We start from the raw sequence: 17,102 nt of genomic DNA on the forward strand, positions 1-17,102 counted from the left end.
CCGACCCCACAAAGGCCCACGGCCTCGAACACACCCCCCGGCAAAGGTCACACGTACGTGTGAGACCACACCCGGCGCGCCCCCCGGGGGCAGAACGGCCCGGGGAGGTACGGGACCGGGCCGGGCCGGGCAGGACCGTACGCGAGAGCACGGGGCAGGACGGTCCGGGACGGGACGCGAGAACACAGGGCAGGCAGGGCTCTTCGCCCGCGGCATCGGCCGGGCCGACGCTGTTGAAGAACGGGAAGGCGCGGCCCTCGTCAGCGGCATCCGGCCACAGGCCGATCGAATTCTTCCTTCCGGGACCCAGCCCCGCCCCGCCCGGCCCCGGCCCACAACAGGAGAACTGACGGGGCGGGACGGGACAGGCGGGGCCGGGGGTGATGGGTGAGGTGGCGTCAGGTCACGACGGAGAGCAGGTCCACCACGAAGACCAGGGTGGAGCCGGCCGGAATCAGGGGCGAGGGCGACTGCTTGCCGTAGCCCAGGCGCGGCGGGATGACGATCTCGCGGCGGCCGCCGACCTTCATGCCCCGCACGCCGCGGTCCCAGCCCTTGATGACCCTGCCGCCGCCGACGGCGAACTTGAAGGGCTCCTGCCGGTCCCAGGAGGCGTCGAACTCCTTGCCGGAGGCGAAGGTGACGCCGACGTAGTGGACCCTGACGACCGCGCCCGGCTTCGCCTCGGGTCCGTCCCCGACGATCAGGTCCCGGATGGTCAGCTCGGTGGGGGCCTCGCCCTCGGGGACCTCCACCTCGGGCTTGGTCGGTTCGCTCATCATGGCCTCGTCGCTCTCGTCGTCGTCCGCCGGGAATCCGCGTGGGAGCCGGCCGGCACGCATGGACGTTCCATGCGGCACACGATCACGCTACCGAGCATGCCCGGCCCACCCGGCAAACACCTCGGCCCGGTCCGGGACGGGCCGGATCCTCCGGCCGGGCCGCGGCACTCGGTACAGGACTCTATGCGGACCTCCGAACACCGGCGCAGGCCCGGATACGGGTGCGGATACAGGTATGGGCTTCCGTCACCGGCCCGGATACAGGTACGGGCTTCCGTGCGGGGGCGGTCCCCGCCGGGACTCCGCGTGTGCGTCGCGGGGGCGCGGCTCCTGCTCTCCCAGCTGTCGCGGCCCGTCCTGCTCGCGGTCGTCGGCGGGCAGCTCCAGGGCGTGGACTTCCGGCGCACCGGCGGCTACCGCTCGTGCGTCCCGCCCCCGCGAGCCGACACGGCACGCGCGCTGGCGGGCAGTCCGCAGCGGTGGGCACACCGGTTCGCGCGGTACCTCGACGAAGCGCCCGACAGCCCGAGGCACACGGGCCGGTGGCTGCTCTCGTGCGACGTTCCGCTCCCCCGGTGGCGCCCCGCCGGCATGTCGCACGCCGAGTACGGGGACGCGATGCTCGTCGAAGGGCATCCGGACGGGCACGTCGACTGGTTCGCGCACTCAGGATCGTGGGAGGTCCTTCCGCTGCGTCCGATGCCCGACGCCGACGACGGCCGGGTCAGGGCGTACCGGAAGCAGGCGCGTGAAGGAACGCTCCCGCCCGTCCTGCTGTGGTGGGTCAGCGGCCTCGACTGCCGTCTGGTCCTGGGCGGTCACGCGCGGCTCGCCGCGGCGATCGCCGAATCCGCCGAGCCCGCGCTGCTGGAGCTGCACCGCACGGTGCCGCGCGACGACCTGGCCGCGGGTACGGAGGAGGCCGTGGGCCTCTACGAGGACGAGCCGGCGCGCTTCGCGGCGCTCCGCGCCGTGCACGGCCCCGCCGTCCCGGACGGCGCCGCCGTCCTCGGCCCGCGGCTCGCCCGCCTCCTCCACGACCTGGACGCGGCGCGGCGGCCCACCTGGTCCTGGCCCCTGCCCGGCGGGGAGGACCGGTGGCGCCGCATCGCACGCGAGGTGACCGCCGGCCGGGACCGGCCCCCGCGTGAGCACCGGTCACCCCGCAGGACACGGCCACCACCACCCGGCGGCTCCGGTCGGTCCGGCGGCTCCCGGCACTCCGGCGGGCGTCACCGGACCGGTCCGCGTTCGTCGACGAGCAGGGTCGGTCCGGACAGGAAGACGTCCGGACCGACGGGGCCGTAAGCGACGTTGAACGTGTCGAGCCAGTACGACCAGCCGCGGATCCCCAGGGCGCTGCTGAACCGGTAGTTCAGCTGCCAGCGGACCCACTGCCCGGGGAGCAGCCGGACCGCCGGCGGTCTGCGCGGCCGAGGCGGCAACCCGAAGAGCGGCTCCACGGGAACGTGCACGCGGAGCCGGTCGCCTTCGTCCCGCAGGTCGGCACCGACCCGGCGGGGGTCCTGCCGGTCCGCACGCGGCTCGAACCCGTCCTCCTCGGACATCCGCACGCAGTGCGCGGACCCGGAGGACAGCTCGGGCAGCAGGAAGCCGACCGGTGCCGCGTTCCTGCGGACAGCGGCCTCCCCGCCCCGGGACCGCTTCGTCCAGGACGTCCTGATCCACTGCACCGTGATGTCCACCGCACCCGCCTTCCGCCGAAAGTCCGAGGTCTTCCCTCGCCCGGTCTCAGACCGGCTTGCGCCAGACGGAGACGTGCTTGGCGGAGTCCTGGGTGAACGGAGCCCCGCCCCAGTCCGCGACGCGGCGTTCCGGTTCGAGCCCGGCGATCCGCGCCATCAGGTCGAGCTCCGCCGGCCAGGCGTACCGGTGTCGGGAGTTCCCGCGGCGGTAGCGGCCGTCGTCGCCGTCGCGGGTGAGGTGGTGCGAGACGAGGACCTGCTCGACCAGGTCGAAGGTGTCGAAGCCGAGGTGCCGCTCGGAGACGTCGAAGGCCACCGCGACCTGGCCGGGCGGCAGGAACCGCAGCGGCGGCACGCCCAGCTCGACGACGAAGCGGCCGCCGGGCTCCAGATGCCGCGCGGCGTTGCGGAAGCACTCGACCTGCTCGTCCTGGGTGAGCAGGTTGGTGAGGGTGTTGTAGACCAGGTAGACCAGGGTGAACCGGCCGGGAACGACGGTGGTGGCCATGTCCCCGATGACGACCGGGAGCGTCTCCTCGTCGGTCTTGCGCCGCAGCACCGCCGCCATGTGCTCGGACAGTTCGATGCCGACGACCGGGACGCCGCGTTCCCGCAGCGGTACTCCCACCCGTCCGGTTCCGATGGCGAACTCCAGTGCCCGGCCGTCCCCGGCGAGCTCGGCGAGGAAGTCGAGGGTCGGTCCGAGGACGGCGGCCGAGGACATCTCCGTCTCCTCGGCGTCGTAGCGGTCGGCGGTCGCGCGTGTCCACAGTTCACTGCTCGTCACGGACGGCCACCCTGCCGGGTGTCGCGGGGCGCTGTCGACGCATTTACGTGCCCCGCTCCACCAGCTCCGCTCTACCAACCCCGCTTTACGTGCTGCGCTCTACCAGCTCCGCTTTACGTGCCCGGCCATACGTGCTCCGCGGCACAGCGTGCCGTGCCCTTCGCACCCAGCCCGGTCCTTTCAGCCGCCGCTCAGCGGAGAGGCCCACGCGGGGTCGTGCCGGGACCTTCCCGCGAGGTGGGCCAGCAGGTGCTCCGCCGCCGGGCGGGCGCCGTCGTGCGGCGCGCCGACCGCGACCAGGGCGTCGACGAGCCGCGCCGATGCCGCTTCCGGCGGATCCGGGTCGACGAGGGCGGGAAGCAGCAGCAGGAAGCGGGCGGCCTCGTGCTGAACGCCCTCGTCCTGGATGTCCTCGTCCCGCACGTCCCCGTCCTGGAGGCCTTCGTCCACGAGGGGCGGGCCGTCCGCGATCCGGATCAGTTCGTGCCACGTCAGCCCGCGGCCCGAGGAGTACCCGTCCCGGTCGGCGATCCGCTCGACGCGGCTTCCGTCCGGGTGGGTGAGGAGGTAGTCGGTGCCGTATTCGCCGTCCAGGTTGCGGTAGACCACCACGGCCCCGGGGCCGTCCGCTGCCGGCACCCTGAACACCGGCCACCGCCCAGGATCGAAGAGGACCTCGGACAGCACGTCGGCGTCGGCGCCGTCCTCACCGAACCACTCCGGAACCGGCCGCCCGGCGCACTCCCCCTCGCCGCACACCGCCAGGAGGTGGTTCGACCAGAAACCGGGCCGGAGCAGCAGCGGCTCGCCCGGCACCACCGGGTCGGCGTCGTATCCCTCGATCAGCACCCCCGGATCCTGTCACCAGCCACCGACACGCCCCGAGCCGGGGCACCCACGCCCCCGTCCGCATCGCGCACGGTGACGCGCGACCGCCCCGCACAGCGGAAAGGTGGCCTCCGTCCGGTCTGAACCCTCCTGCGGGCAAGGCCTCTTCGGCATCGGCGTTTCGGCCACTTCCTGCATCGAGGACGCCCCCTGTCCCGTACGGGTCGATGCACACCGCACGAACATGCTTTCGCTTGTTTCCGGGGTTCGAATGCCGTCCGATTCACCTGCTCTCGCCGCCCGTCTCCGGGTCGTTGAGCCGTCCGACACCCCCACTCGACCTCCGGAGACCGCGATGCCTTCTCCGTCCTCCGCTTCCGCTCCGTCCACTGATTCCGCCCCGTCCTCTGTCTCCGCTCCGTCGTCTCGACCCGGTGAGGTGCGACATGCCGCCGTCCGCTGACCACATCCGCGACCTGGTCGCCGAGTACCTCGACCGGCACCCCGCCGAGCGGGGCGCTCTGAGCGGACTTCTTTCCGCTCCCGGCGCCTGCGGCGACCCTGCCGACCGGGCCGCGCTGCCCGGGCACGTCACGTGCAGCGCCTGCGTGATCGACGCCGCCGGGCGCGTCCTGCACATCCCCCATCGGGCCTGCGGTGCACTGCCCGCCCCGGGCGGCCACGTCGAGGGCGGTGACGACACGCTGCTCGGCGCCGTGCTGCGGGAGGTCCGGGAGGAGACGGGCATCCCGGCGTCCTGTCTCGTGCTCACGCCGGAGTTCGGGAGCGCGCCGATCGACATCGACGTCCACGACATCGACGTCCACGACATCGCGGCGCGCCCTTCGAAGGGCGAACCCGCCCACCGGCACTACGACGTCCGGTTCGTCTTCCGCCTGGCGCCGGACGCCCCGGAACCGGTCCTCCGGAACGAGGGGGCCACAGGGGCCGGGTGGCTGGCACAGGACGAGGTCCGATCGCCGACTCTGCGCGCGAAACTGAGCGCCGCCGGCCTGGACGGCACGATCACCCCGGTGAACGCGTCGGCGGTGATCCACGACGGCCGGGGCCGGTACCTGCTGCATCTTCGGGACGCGAACAAGCCGGGCATCTGGGCGCCGGGATGCTGGGACCTGCTCGGCGGGGGCCGCGAGCCGCACGACGCCACCGCGCTCGACACGGTCGTCCGCGAGCTCCGCGAGGAGGCCGGTCTCGTCCTGTCCGGCCTGGAGTCGTACCGCGTCGGCTCCGTCACCGGCACCGACGGCACGCGCGTCCCGGTCGAGCTGTTCAGCGGCGTGTGGCGCGGCGACCCGTCGAAGCTGCCGCTGACCGAAGGCGTCATGCTCTCCTGGTTCCGGCCCGATCAGCTGCCCCGCCTGACCATGCTGCCGTCCACCCGGAGCCTGCTCGCGGCCCACGCGGCCGAGCACCCCGCCCCTGCCGCCGGACGGCCGGCGGGAACCGCGGCCGCCGCGGTGGGCGCGCCGGCGGGGACCGAGCCGCACATCGTCGGTGTCCACCTCCACCTCGAACGCGACGGCAAGGTCCTGCTGGGGCTTCGCCATCCGGACTCGGCGTACGCGGGGAACACCTGGCACGCCCTCGCGGGCCATTGCGAGTACGAGGCGGCGACCGACTGCCTGGTGCGCGAGGCCCGCGAGGAGGCCGGCCTGGTCCTCGACCCGGCCGATCTGGACCTCGTCCACACCGTGCACATGGTCGACAGGCCGGGAGGCCGTCCGCGCGTCAATCTGTTCTTCCGCGCCCGGTACGGGGAGGGCGAGCCGGAGGTCCGCGAGCGGGACAAGTGCGTGGCCTGGGAGTGGTTCGGGGTCGAGGACCTGCCCGAGCGGATCGTGCCGTACACGCGGGCGGCGATCGAAGGCGTCCGGGCCGACCGGACCTACACCGAGCTCGGGTGGCGTCGATGAGCGGCTCCGCCGCGGTCGGCGCCGGGTACGACGCGCGTGCGAGCAGCGGGCTGCGCACTCCGGTACCCGGCCGTCTCCGGCGGGACCGGCGGGACCGGCCGTCCTCCCCTCCCGGACTCGCCGCGCGCCTCCGCTTCCTCGGCTCCGCCGCCGGGGTCCTGGACGTCGGCGGCGAGAGGTTCGGCCTGGTGCGCTGCCACGGGGTGCTGATGCACCTGGAGGGACCGGCGACCGCGGTCGCCCGGCCGGGGCCGGTGTGGCTCGGCGTGACCGCGCTCGCCGGCGCCGCCCGTACGGCGGCCGCGGCGGCGGCCGGCACGACCCAGCGGCCGGTCCGGCAGCTGACCTGTCCGGACGAGCTGCAGTCCCACGCGCAGCAGAGCTCGGTGTGGCTGGTGGCGGGCACACGGCCCTCCGGGGCGATGACCGCCGACGGGATCGCGGCCGCCTTCGGGGTCCGCGCCGCGTTGCCGGCCGGAACCGTCGCCCACCTCGCCCCGGCCTCGCTGCTGTGGGCCTCGCCCGTCCGTCGCCTCACCACGGTGCCGACCCCGAGGAAGGGCCGCCCCGATGCCTCCTGAGACCCGCACCCCGACCGCCGTCCGGCGCGCCGCGATGGTCCGCCGCCTGGAGACCGGCGGCGGTCTGACCGATCCCCGCCTGCGGGAGGCGTACCTGTCCGTGCGCCGGGAGGTGCTCCTGCCCCACGCGTACGTCCGCGTCAGCGGGCCGGGCGCCGATCCGATCGGCCGGCGCCTCCTCGACGGCTCCCATCCCGACGACCGCGAGGAGTGGCTGGAGCTGATCCACAGCGACGAGTCGGTCCTGCTGCGGCGCGACGGGGAACGCCTCGACGCGCTCGTCCGCGGTCCGGTGACCGGCCGGAACATGACCTCGATGTCGACCTACGGCCCGGCCACCGTCGAAGCCCTCCAGGACATGCTGCTGGAGCCGGGACAGCGGTACCCGGAGCTCGGCCCGGGCCCGGGGGTCTCCCTCGCGCTCGCCGCCGCCGTCACCGGCCCCGGGCTCGCCGCCGGCGTCGAACGCGACGGCCCCATGGCCGCCTCCGCGCAGCGCACCCTCGGCCGGCTCGGCCTGGACGCGGCCGTGGTCCGAGGCGACCCGCTCGAAGGGCATCCGGACGACGGCACGTTCGACCGGATCCGCTCCGGCATCGGCGTTCCCCGCGTCCCGTCGGCCCGGGTGGCACAGCTCGCGCCGGGCGGCCGGCTGCTGACGACGCTCGTGACCCGCACCCCGAGCCGGCCCGGGCAGCTCCTCGTCACCCGCACCGGGGCCGGTCGGCTCCGGGCGGTCCTCACGGGCCGGCCGCGCGGATACCGCTCCATGCTCGGCCACCGGTGGCCGAGCGCGGTCGGCCACCGCGCCCGCGTTGAGGAGGACCCGGGCATCGCACGCCCCACGCGGCTCGCGCCGCCGCCGGACGACGCCCACGGCTTCTGGCTCGCGGCGGCGTCCCTGGTCGGCGGCGTGGTGCGGGACTTCCGGGCCGGGACCATGACCCTCGTCTCCCCCGAGGACGACTCCTGGGCCGTATCCGGCCCCGGCGACGGCACGGTCCGCGTGCACGGGCCGCGCGACGTCTGGGGCGAAGTCGAGGACGCCCGCGCCCGCTGGGTCCGGGCGGGCCGCCCCGTCCGGTACGCGGTCGACGTCGCCGATGCCACCGGTCCGCAGACCGTGACGTCCGGTCCGGGACCGCGTGCCCTGACCTGGACGCTGCCGCCGCTCGCCGCCGTCCCAGGCCGGTCCCCGTGATCACCCCGACCGGGCCTCGCGACGCCACCCCGAGACCATCCCCGGAGGCCGGCGCCCCGAGGCCACCGCGCAACGCCCCTGGCGACCGCGCCGCCGGACACGAGGAGCACCACGTCGACGCACACCGCCCACGGTCGGGGGAAGCGGCGCCACGGCGGCGGGAAGGGGGTCCGGCCGCCCGAGGCCTCGCTCGCCCACCTGATCCGCGTCCGGAGCAAGGACGGTGACCGCCCGCAGGACGAGGAGGGGGGCGGGGCATCCGTCCCTTCGAGGAGTGCTGCCGCCTGGTGTTCCGGTGGCGGGGGCGTGACGTGCCTCGGTCCCGCCCCGTTGAGCACCCGGGGCCGACATCGTGGGAGGGAGGGGAGGACGGCTGTGGGAGGACACGGCGACTGCGGACGCGCACGTGCCATGGCCGGTACCCGGGCCGCCGCTTCGTGGCGTCCTCGGCCGGGCCTCGGCCGGCATCACCCCCGGCAGAGCTCGCCGGGTACGTCCCCGTCCCCCGGTCACCGGCGGAGCTCCCGCCCTCGACCAGTGCACGGACACGGGCCCGGGCACACGGGCCGTAGCGACGGACTCGCCGTGCTCGCCCGGCATGCCTCCGCCGGTGCCCGCACCGCGGTCGTCCCCTCCACCTGGACGGCCGGCGGCCACCGGGCCGCCGAATTCGCCCGGACCCTGGAGATCCTGGGCGCCGGCGCCCCCCGGCTGCCCGGCTACGCCGATGCCCGCAACCCCGCCTCGGCAGTCGGCGATGCCGTACGCCTCGTCGCCGCGCCCCTGGACGAGGCCGTCGGCCGTCCGGTCGCGCACCTCCGGGAGGTCCGGCCCGACATCGTCGTCGGCCACGACGCCCCGGGGCGGCTCACCGGACATCCGGACCACCGGCGCGCCCACCAGATCACCCTCCTCGCCGTGCGGAGCGCGACGGGATCATCCGCTTCGAGTCCTTCACCCCCACCATCCCCACCGTGCCCGCCTGATCGGGAACGCCCACGATCGGAGACAGAGATGACCGCCACACCCTCCCCCGACGAGGCGGAGAACAGGGTGATGACCGACGAGGAGTACGGGGTCCTGCGCGCCTCGGCCGCGCTGTGGGCCGGAACGTCCGTGCTGGTCACCGACGAGCGCGGCCGGGTCCTGATCCAGCACGTCGACTACCGTCCCACCTGCCTCCTGCCGGGCGGCGCCGTCGACCGGGGCGAGGCCCCGGCCCGGGCGGCCTCACGAGAGCTCGGGGAGGAACTGGGCGTCACCATGGCCGTCGCCCGCGGCCTCGCCGTGGACTGGGTCGGTGCCGACGGCTTCGGCGCGCCCGCCGAGATGCGTTTCCCCGGCGAGATCGTGCACGTCTACGACGGCGGCACGTGGGACGACGAGCGGATCGCCTCCATCCGGCTGCCCGAAGGCGAGATCGAATCCGTCGAGTTCGTCGAACCCGCCCGTCTCCCCGGCCTCATGTCCCCCGTCGACGCCCGCCGGGCCCTGTCCGCCCTGCGCGCCCGCATCGACGCCGCCGGCCCCGCCCTGCTGGAGAACGGCCTCCCCCTCGCCCCCACCGTCCTGGACCGGGTCGGCGCCCTGAGCACCGCGCGCGCCCGTCATCACCTCCCGTTCCACCCCGGCCCGGCTCCCGCGTCGCTGTCGACCGTTCAGGCCTGGGGCTGGTTCCTCGGCCCCGACGGCCGCGTCCTGGTGCTTCTGGACCCGGACACCGGCGCCGCCTGCCTGCCCGGCGGAGCCCCCGCGCCGCAGGATCGCGACGACCCGCTCGTCACCCTGCGCCGGGCGGTGCACGAGGAAGCCGCGGCCGAGTTCGGGGAGCCGCTGTTCCTCGGGCACCTCTCCGACCCCGACGAGCCGTGCGCCCGCCTCCGCTACGCCGCTCCCCTGACCCGTCTCGGCCCGCCGCCCGTCGATCCGGCCACCGGCCGCGCCCACGTCCGGGTCCTGGCCACCCCCGAACAGGCCGTGGAGCTCTTCGACTGGGGCTCCCCCGCGGCCGACCAGCTCGCCGCCGTCCACCACGCCCGGGCACGGCTCGGGATCCCCCGCGCCGTCCGGCAGCCCCTCACCGAACTGCCGGACGCCACCGACCTCACCGCCGGGTGGCCCGCCTCGCCGTGACACCCGCACGCCGCCGAAGCGGCGGACGCCGCCCGGCCGTGCCGGGACGGCGGTGCGTTCTGCGGCCGGGACGTCGCGCTGTGCGGGCACCGTGGCGACCCGCCCGAGGAAGCGTGGACCGGGCGGGTGAGGGAAGGCCCGCCGCGGTGACGGCCGCCCTGCGGGTGGCAGGGATGGGTACGGGTGGTGTCGCCGTGCCCCGCGCCTCGGTGTGCGGTCGCCGGTGGTGTCGGCGCGCGGCCCGCGGATACGAGGGGAGCAGGCCCCCTGCGCAGAGGCTTGGCGACGGATGAGGACGACCTCGGGAAGGACGATGCCCCATGGCGGTACACGGTGACGGACCGGATCGCGACCACCAGCGCCCCGAAGGGGTCGACGACACCACGGTGGAAGCGCTCGGCTCCCTGTCCAAGGCCCTGGAGACGACCGAGCGGGCCCGCGGCCACCTCTACTCCTTCCACCAGCTCACCGGAAGCGCCGACCTGGAACTCGACCGGGCGGTGGGCCTGCTGCGCCGGGCCGGCCACGACGACTGGGCCGACCGCGTGCAGAGGGAGATCGTCGGCCGCAACGTCATCCCCGGGCACTGGACCTTCCAGATCGTCGAGGCGTACGACACCAGCTACTACGAGCCGTTCAGACACCTGGAGCGGCAGGCCCTGGCCGACCTGCTCGACGGCAGGGACCACGTGTACGAGGCCGAGATGAAAGAGGCCCGCCGCACCATCGGCCACCCCGACCACACGGCCCGGCCCGACGATCCCCGCAGCGACCGCTGAGATCCTGGGGAACGGGGCCGTGCCGTCCAGGCCGTCCCCGGGCCGCGTCGCCGGGCCCGGCGACGCGGCCCGGGGCCTCACCCCGCGGATCGGCGCGGCGGACGGCGCGGCGTCACGCGGGGGTGCCGAGCGGCGGGTGGTCGAGCACGCGGGGCGTGTACTCGACCAGCTGGATGCCGCCGTCGAAGGTGCGGTGCCCGGTCATCTCGAGGGCGACGTCCGGATAGCCGTCGTAGATGCGCTCCGCGCCCGTGGCCCCGGTGATCACCGGGAACATCACGACGCGGAAGCGGTCGACGAGGCCGGCCCGCAGCAGGGACCGGGACAGGCTGAGGCTGCCGATCGTGCTGAGGAGCCCCGAGCCGCTCGCCTTCATGGCGCGGACCGCCCCGACGGCGTCGTCGCGGACGAGCGTGGAGTTGGCCCACGTCAGCGGCGCCTCCAGCGAGGAGGAGAACACCACCTTGGAGGCTTGCGTGAGCTGGTCGACGGACGCCTCCTCCTCGGGCCTGAACTCGTCCTGGCCGCTCGGGACCTCGCCCGCCGCGAAGCCCGACATCAGGCGGTAGGTGTTCGCCCCCATCAGGTAGGTGGGCTCGGGCTGCTCACCGAGCCATGCGAGGTACTCCGGACCCTCCAGGCCCCAGAACCCCGGCCACCCCTCTCCCGACGCGTAGCCGTCGAGGGAGGTGATGAAGTCGACGAGAAGCTCTGACATGGCGGTGTCCTTTCCTGGGGTGTCACGAGCTTGGACCGGCCGGGAGCCGCGAACTCATCGCCGCGCTGTGGAGCGACGGGAAAAACCACGACGCCGCAGCAGCCGGCAGGCCGTGGCCCGGAGCGGCGGGCTCGCGCCCGGGCACCGCCCCCGGCGCCGCCGCGGCCGCGCCGGCCGGCTCGCCCCGCCGTCTCTCCCCCCGGAGCGGTGCCGGGCGCCGGCGGGGCCGGCAGCGGGGATTCCCGGCTGCGGTGGTGGGCGCGGTGGGGCTAGCGTGACGGTTTCGCGGAGCGGAAGAGGGGCGCGCGGTGTTGGTGATGCCGGGGCGGCGGACGTCGACGATGGAACTGCTGGCCGTCGAGGCCGCGGGCCGGGGGATGCCGGTGAGGGCGGCGGAGGAGCCCGGCCTGGCCGGGCCCGCGTACTGGTACGGCGGACCGGTCGCGGGTGCGCGGCTGGCCGGGCGGCTCGGGTTCGCGTTGCTGGAGCCGGCGGATAGCTGGCTGGCCGAGCTGCCGGAGGAGTTCACCGGCCGCCGGGTACGGATGGGGACCGTCGCGGACGCGTGGGCGATCGACCGGCCGACGTTCGTCAAGCCGCCCCGCGACAAGTCCTTCCCGCCCGATGTCCACACCGACGGCTCCCGGCTGTCCGGCGCCCTGGACCCGGCGGCACCGGTGCTGCTGTCCGACGTGGTGACCTTCGCGGCCGAGTACCGGCTGTTCCTGCTGGACGGCCGGATCGCCGCGGCGAGCCGGTACGCGGTGTTCGGCCGGCTGGACCCCCGACCGCTCGGCACGGACCGCGCGGACCGGACCGTCACCGCGCAGATCACGGAGTTCGCCGACCGGCTGGCCGCCGCGGCCGGCCACACGCTGCCGAGCGCCGTCGTCGTGGACGTCGGGCAGCTGCTGGACCCGTACCGCCCCGGCCACCGCTGGGCCGTGGTGGAAGCCAACATGGCGTGGTTCTCGCACGCCTACGCGGCCGACCCGGCACGGGTACTGGACGTGGTCCTGCGGGCGGCGGGGCCGCGCGAGCACCTGCGACCCCGCGACCTGGCGTTCGAACGGCACTGATCCACCCCTGCGGGGACCGGTCCTCCCGCCCGTCGGCCCCGGCCCCTCGGCCGTCGGTCCGCCGGCTCCGTCTCCGTACCGGATCACGTAGGTGTCGGCTGGCGCGCGATGACGTATCCGTCAGGTATCGGTCCAGGTCGGAGGCGTGCCGACGGCTCTGGGGCCGTCGGGGACGGGGCCGGGGTGGGGCATGATGGAGGACCTGTCCGGTCCCGTGGCTGAGGGATGCGCATGTCTGATTCCGTGGGGGCGACCGCGCCCGCGCCCGTGACGGTCCTGCTCGTCGAGGACGACGAGGTGATCCGGCGGTCCGTCGCGATGGCCCTGGAACGCTACGGCTACCGCGTGCTCGTCGCGGCCGACGGCCTGACCGGGCTCGAACTCTTCCGGGAGGGGCGGCACGACCTGCTGCTGCTCGACGTGATGCTGCCGGGCCTGGACGGCATCGGGCTGTGCCGGCGCATCCGGGAGACGTCCACGGACCCGGTCCTGATGATGTCCGCGCGCGGCGACGCCCTCGACGTGGTGTCCGGCCTGGAGGCCGGGGCCGACGACTACGTGGTGAAGCCCGTCGACACCGCCGTCCTGGTGGCGCGGATCCGTTCGCTGCTGCGCCGGGCCTCCTTCACGCCGTCGGCCGCCGAACCGGCCGGTCCCCCGGAGCAGGCCGGTCCGCTGGTCTTCGGCGACCTCTCGATCGACCCCGCCGCGCTGGAGGTCCGCCGGGGCGGCGAGCGGATCGCGCTCGCGCCGACCGAGCTGCGCCTCCTGCTCGAGTTCGCCGCCCACCCCGGGATCGTGCGGGACCGCCAGACCCTGCTGCGCGAGGTGTGGGACTACGGCTGGGACGGCGACACCCGGGTCGTCGACCTGTGCGTGCAGCGGCTGCGCAAGAAGATCGGCGCCGAGCGCGTCGAGACGGTCCGGGGCTTCGGCTACAAGTGGACGCGGTGAACGGCGGCTCCCGGGGAGCGGTCGCGGGCCTGGTGCCGCACTCCGGCTCGCTCCGCTGGAAGATCGTCCTCCTGGTGGCCCTGGCCTGTGCCTCGATGGCGCTGACGGTCGGCGTCCTGGTCCACGACTCCGTGCTGCGGAGATCCCTGCACGAGGGCGCGGGCAGGGCCGACGAGGCCCTGGCGAAGGCCATGGAGGAGGCCGCTGCCGCCGGTGGGGACGGGCCCCTGGTCTCCCCCGCGGAGCTGCCCGACGCCCTGCTGCGGCAGATCGAGCACGGCGGCGCGGCCACGTTCTACGAGGACGGGCCCCCGGCCCCCGTGTTCTGGGCGGCCCGGAAGGAGGGCGGGAAGCTGTACGCGGTCGAGACCGACATGACCGCCGACCTGCTGACCCGGCAGGCCCTGGACCGTCACATGTGGAAGTACTCCCTGCTCACCCTGGGCGTCGTCGTCCCGGCCACGGCCCTGGCGACCGAGCTCCCCGCCCGGCGGCTGCGCCGGGTCGCCCGCACGGCCCGCCGCATCACGGCGGGCGACCTCGACGCCCGGACGGGGCCGGTGCGCGGAGGTGACGAGGTCGCCGAGATCTCGGCGGTGGTCGACTCCATGGCCGACAGCCTCCAGCGGCGGATCGACACCGAGCAGCGCTTCACCGCCGACGTCGCGCACGAGCTGCGCACCCCGCTGATGGGCCTGGTCACCTCGGCGGAGCTGCTGCCCGAGGGCGAGGTGACCGACCTGGTCCAGGGCCGGGTGCGGGTGCTGCGCGACCTGGTGGAGGACCTCCTGGAGATCTCCCGGCTCGACGCGGGCGCCGAGCGGTCCCGGCCGGGCCCGGTCGACCTGGCCGACCTGGTCCGGGACTCGGTGGCGCGGACGGGCCTCGCGGCGCGGGTGACCGGGCGGGGGGCGACGGTGGTCGAGTCGGATCCCCGGCGCCTGGACCGGATCGTCTCCAACCTCGTCGTCAACGCCCACCGGCACGGCGCGGGCCCGGTGGAGGTCGCCGTCGGAGGCGGGACGGTGACCGTCCGGGACCACGGCCCCGGCTTCCCGGACGACCTGCTGGCCCACGGCCCCCAGCGGTTCCGCACGGGCGCGGCCGAGCGGGGGCGGGGGCACGGCCTGGGCCTGACGATCGCGTCCGGGCAGGCGCGGGTGATCGGGGCGGTCCTGGAGTTCGCCAACGCACCGGACGGCGGGGCGGTGGCGACCCTCCGCCTGCCCCGGGACGGCCCGCCCGCCGACGCGTGACCCCGCGCGCCGGCGGGTGGGCCGCTGCGGAGGGGCACCGGTGGGCGGGCCGCCGCGGGAGCTCTGGTGAGCGGGCCGCTGCGAGGGGGTGCTGGTGGGCGGGCCGCTGCGGCGAGTGGGCCGTTGATACACGACCGATGGGTTCCCGAGCGCGGGCCGCTGTCCGGCGCCCGTGGGCCGGAGATCCCGGCCCCGGAGTCTTGCTGCCGTACCGATCCCGTACCGCAGCCCCTGGAGGCAGCCCGTGCCCCTTCCCCGTACACCTCGTCGCCGTCTCGTCGGCGGTGCGCTGTCCCTGGCCCTGCTGACGGCCCTGGGCATCGCCGTCGTCGCCCCCTCGGGCTCCTCCTCGGCGCCGGGCGGCGAGCGGCCGCCGGTGTCCGGCATCGGTCCGCTCCCCTGGCCGCAGGACGGCCAGAGCGCCGTCGACCTCGAAGGGACGGGGTCGCTGGGCGAGCGGGGCGGGCGGCGGCCCGTGCCGATCGCGAGCCTGACGAAGGTGATGACCGCCTACGTCGTCCTGAAGGAGCACCCGCTGCGGCCGGGCGAGCAGGGCCCCCTCATCGAGGTGGACCGGCAGGCCGCGCACGAGGTGGGGGTCGGCGGCGAGTCCACCGTCCCCGTGCGGGCCGGCGAGCGGCACTCGCAGCGCCGGCTCCTGGAACTGCTCCTGGTCCCCTCCGGGAACAACGTCGCCCGTCTGCTGGCCCGCTGGGACTCCGGCAGCCAGGAGGCCTTCGTGGCGAAGATGCGGCGCGCCGCCGGGCGGCTCGGCATGGAGGACACCGTCTACACGGGGGCGAGCGGCATCGAGCCGACGACCGTGAGCACCGCCGCCGACCAGGTGCGGCTGACCCGGGCGGCGATGGAGGACCCCGTCTTCCGGGCGATCGTGGCCACCCGGAGGATCACCGTCCCCGGCCTGGGGACGATCACCAACACCAATCCCCTGCTGGACACCCCGGGCGTCCTGGGCGTCAAGACCGGCTCCAGCACCCCGGCGGGCGGAAACCTCCTGTGGGCCTGCGAGGTGCGCGTCGGCGGCACGCCCCGGCTGCTGGTGGGCGCCGTCCTGCACCAGCGGGCGGGCACGACGCCCGCCGAGGGGCTCCGGGCCGCCGTCGACGCCGGCCGCGGCCTGCTCACCGCCGTCCGCGACCGGCTGGCCTCCGCCGGGACGGAGGGTCCGGGGCGATGACGGCGACGGTGAGACCGGATCCGACGGCCGGGGGGTCCGGCGGCACGGTGGCACGGCCCGTTCCCTCCGCCGGGGCCGGCGGCGCGGCGGGCCCCCCGGACCGCGCCCCCGGGGCCACGGACCGCACGGCGGGCGCCGGGTCGCGCCGCCGCTGGTGGAGACGGCGCGGGGCGGCGGTCTCGGGCTGTTCCGTCCTCCTCGCGGTGAGCGTCGCGGGCCACGAGCGGCTGCCCCGGCTGCCCGGACGGCTGAGCAGTCTGGCGGAGACCCTGCTGCCCTGGAGCGCGTCGGCCGTGCCCGTCCTGGTGGCCGTCGCGCTGCTGCGGCGGGCGCCGGTGGCGGCGGCGGTGGCCCTGCTGGTGCCGGCGGCGGCCTGGCTGGCGGTCTTCGGCGGGGTGCCGGCCGACAAGTCGTCCCCCGGCGGGGAGCTCACCGTGGTCAGCCACAACGTCCACCAGGCGAACCCCGACCCCGGCGGGACCGTGCGGAGCCTGCTCGCCGCCGGAGCGGACGTCCTGGCGCTGGAGGAACTGAGCCCGGCCACGGCGCCCGCCTACGAGCGGGCCCTGGCCGAGGCCTACCCGTACCACTTCTACCAGGGCACGGTGGGCCTGTGGAGCGTCCATCCGCTCCGCGGGGCACGGGCCGTGCCGATCATGCCGTGGACCCGGGCGATGCGGGCCACGGTGGACGCGCCCGGCGGCCGGCTGGCCGTGTACGTCGCCCACCTGCCGTCCGTCCGCGTGGGTCCGACCGGTTTCACCGCCGGCGCGCGCGACGAGGCGCTGGGGCTGCTGGCGGCGCAGGTGCGGGCCGAGCCCGTCCGGCGCGTCGTCGTCATGGGCGACCTCAACGGTTCCACCGACGACCGTGCGCTGCGGCCCCTCACCGACCGTCTGGTGTCCGCGCAGGCGGCGGGCGCGGGCTTCGGCTTCACCTGGCCGGCGCGCCTGCCGGTCGTCCGGATCGACCAGATCCTCCTCGGAGGCGTCCGGGCCACCTCGGCGTGGACCCTCCCCGCGACGGCCAGCGACCACCTTCCGGTGGCGGCCCGGATCGACCTCTCCCCGGACCCCGCTCCCTGAGTCCGGCCGTCGGCGCCGGCGGGGTGCCCGCCCGCGACGGGAACCGGTGGACCGGTGGCGGTGTGGACGGGGATCGCCCCC

General features: G+C 75.5%; 16 protein-coding genes. 11 read left to right on the forward strand and 5 right to left on the reverse strand.

Annotated features, from left to right (window positions below):
• Positions 1-398 precede the first annotated feature (398 nt).
• Positions 399-779 carry an FKBP-type peptidyl-prolyl cis-trans isomerase gene (locus IE287_RS24300; RefSeq protein ID WP_189851427.1) on the reverse strand — a complete coding sequence of 127 codons (381 nt, stop codon included), beginning with the start codon at positions 777-779 and terminating at the stop codon, positions 399-401.
• Positions 780-1,088: 309 nt separating this feature from the next.
• On the opposite strand from IE287_RS24300, the gene IE287_RS24305 reads away from it, so the two are divergent.
• A complete protein-coding gene (locus IE287_RS24305; protein WP_229883692.1) occupies positions 1,089-2,090 on the forward strand; it encodes a hypothetical protein in 1,002 nt (333 codons plus the stop codon).
• Here the strand turns inward: IE287_RS24305 and IE287_RS24310 are convergent.
• The 3 genes from IE287_RS24310 to IE287_RS24320 form a co-directional block, all read right to left on the reverse strand.
• A complete protein-coding gene (locus tag IE287_RS24310; protein ID WP_189851302.1) occupies positions 2,015-2,488 on the reverse strand; it encodes a hypothetical protein in 474 nt (157 codons plus the stop codon). The two genes, IE287_RS24305 and IE287_RS24310, sit on opposite strands and share 76 nt — an antisense overlap.
• A gap of 46 nt (positions 2,489-2,534) precedes the next feature.
• On the reverse strand, positions 2,535-3,275 hold the full coding sequence (locus IE287_RS24315; protein ID WP_189851303.1) for a class I SAM-dependent DNA methyltransferase: 741 nt from the start codon (positions 3,273-3,275) through the stop codon (positions 2,535-2,537).
• Positions 3,276-3,455: 180 nt separating this feature from the next.
• Complete coding sequence (locus IE287_RS24320) at positions 3,456-4,124, reverse strand: hypothetical protein (RefSeq protein WP_189851304.1); 669 nt, start codon at positions 4,122-4,124, stop codon at positions 3,456-3,458.
• A 425-nt stretch (positions 4,125-4,549) separates the two neighbouring features.
• Here IE287_RS24320 and IE287_RS24325 point away from each other — a divergent pair, with 425 nt between their 5' ends.
• The 5 genes from IE287_RS24325 to IE287_RS24350 all read left to right on the forward strand — a co-directional run bounded on the left by IE287_RS24325 (position 4,550) and on the right by IE287_RS24350 (position 10,731).
• Entirely contained in the window at positions 4,550-6,037 is a 1,488-nt protein-coding gene (locus IE287_RS24325; protein ID WP_189851305.1) for an NUDIX domain-containing protein, read from the forward strand.
• Positions 6,034-6,618: a hypothetical protein gene (locus IE287_RS24330; RefSeq protein ID WP_189851306.1), complete on the forward strand. Its 585-nt coding sequence runs from the start codon at positions 6,034-6,036 to the stop codon at positions 6,616-6,618. Before IE287_RS24325 ends, IE287_RS24330 begins: the two co-directional genes overlap by 4 nt.
• The gene (locus IE287_RS24335) at positions 6,608-7,819 is read left to right on the forward strand and encodes a protein-L-isoaspartate O-methyltransferase family protein (protein WP_229883693.1); all 1,212 of its coding nucleotides are present in this window, start codon (positions 6,608-6,610) and stop codon (positions 7,817-7,819) included. Before IE287_RS24330 ends, IE287_RS24335 begins: the two co-directional genes overlap by 11 nt.
• 585 nt (positions 7,820-8,404) lie before the next feature.
• The gene (locus IE287_RS24345) at positions 8,405-9,952 is read left to right on the forward strand and encodes an NUDIX domain-containing protein (RefSeq protein ID WP_373307887.1); all 1,548 of its coding nucleotides are present in this window, start codon (positions 8,405-8,407) and stop codon (positions 9,950-9,952) included.
• 320 nt (positions 9,953-10,272) lie between these two features.
• Complete coding sequence (locus tag IE287_RS24350) at positions 10,273-10,731, forward strand: hypothetical protein (protein WP_189851307.1); 459 nt, start codon at positions 10,273-10,275, stop codon at positions 10,729-10,731.
• A 112-nt stretch (positions 10,732-10,843) separates the two neighbouring features.
• Here IE287_RS24350 and IE287_RS24355 read toward each other — a convergent pair whose 3' ends face one another.
• A complete protein-coding gene (locus tag IE287_RS24355; protein ID WP_189851308.1) occupies positions 10,844-11,449 on the reverse strand; it encodes a dihydrofolate reductase family protein in 606 nt (201 codons plus the stop codon).
• Positions 11,450-11,790: 341 nt separating this feature from the next.
• On the opposite strand from IE287_RS24355, the gene IE287_RS24360 reads away from it, so the two are divergent.
• The 5 genes from IE287_RS24360 (at position 11,791) to IE287_RS24380 (ending at position 17,021) form a co-directional block, all read left to right on the forward strand.
• Positions 11,791-12,528 carry an ATP-grasp domain-containing protein gene (locus tag IE287_RS24360; RefSeq protein WP_189851430.1) on the forward strand — a complete coding sequence of 246 codons (738 nt, stop codon included), beginning with the start codon at positions 11,791-11,793 and terminating at the stop codon, positions 12,526-12,528.
• Between the two features lie 231 nt (positions 12,529-12,759).
• The gene (gene cseB / locus IE287_RS24365; RefSeq protein ID WP_373307888.1) at positions 12,760-13,482 is read left to right on the forward strand and encodes a two-component system response regulator CseB; all 723 of its coding nucleotides are present in this window, start codon (positions 12,760-12,762) and stop codon (positions 13,480-13,482) included.
• Positions 13,479-14,738 (forward strand): ATP-binding protein, encoded by a 1,260-nt coding sequence (locus IE287_RS24370; RefSeq protein ID WP_229883694.1) that lies wholly within the window; start codon positions 13,479-13,481, stop codon positions 14,736-14,738. The genes cseB and IE287_RS24370 overlap by 4 nt, the downstream gene beginning before the upstream one ends.
• A 244-nt stretch (positions 14,739-14,982) precedes the next feature.
• Complete coding sequence (locus tag IE287_RS24375) at positions 14,983-15,936, forward strand: D-alanyl-D-alanine carboxypeptidase family protein (protein WP_189851310.1); 954 nt, start codon at positions 14,983-14,985, stop codon at positions 15,934-15,936.
• The gene (locus IE287_RS24380) at positions 15,933-17,021 is read left to right on the forward strand and encodes an endonuclease/exonuclease/phosphatase family protein (RefSeq protein ID WP_373307889.1); all 1,089 of its coding nucleotides are present in this window, start codon (positions 15,933-15,935) and stop codon (positions 17,019-17,021) included. The genes IE287_RS24375 and IE287_RS24380 overlap by 4 nt, the downstream gene beginning before the upstream one ends.
• Positions 17,022-17,102: the final 81 nt, after the last annotated feature.

It is taken from the genome of Streptomyces omiyaensis, assembly GCF_014650895.1.
GTDB classification, from domain to species: Bacteria; Actinomycetota; Actinomycetes; order Streptomycetales; family Streptomycetaceae; genus Streptomyces; species Streptomyces omiyaensis.

Coding starts and splice junctions, on each gene's coding strand:
- IE287_RS24300 (WP_189851427.1), bottom strand. CDS start 779: ATGAGCGAACCGACCAAGCCCGAGGTGGAGGTCCCCGAGGGCGAGGCC.
- IE287_RS24325 (WP_189851305.1), top strand. CDS start 4,550: ATGCCGCCGTCCGCTGACCACATCCGCGACCTGGTCGCCGAGTACCTC.
- IE287_RS24330 (WP_189851306.1), top strand. CDS start 6,034: ATGAGCGGCTCCGCCGCGGTCGGCGCCGGGTACGACGCGCGTGCGAGC.
- IE287_RS24335 (WP_229883693.1), top strand. CDS start 6,608: ATGCCTCCTGAGACCCGCACCCCGACCGCCGTCCGGCGCGCCGCGATG.
- IE287_RS24350 (WP_189851307.1), top strand. CDS start 10,273: ATGGCGGTACACGGTGACGGACCGGATCGCGACCACCAGCGCCCCGAA.
- IE287_RS24355 (WP_189851308.1), bottom strand. CDS start 11,449: ATGTCAGAGCTTCTCGTCGACTTCATCACCTCCCTCGACGGCTACGCG.
- IE287_RS24360 (WP_189851430.1), top strand. CDS start 11,791: ATGGAACTGCTGGCCGTCGAGGCCGCGGGCCGGGGGATGCCGGTGAGG.
- cseB (WP_373307888.1), top strand. CDS start 12,760: ATGTCTGATTCCGTGGGGGCGACCGCGCCCGCGCCCGTGACGGTCCTG.
- IE287_RS24380 (WP_373307889.1), top strand. CDS start 15,933: ATGACGGCGACGGTGAGACCGGATCCGACGGCCGGGGGGTCCGGCGGC.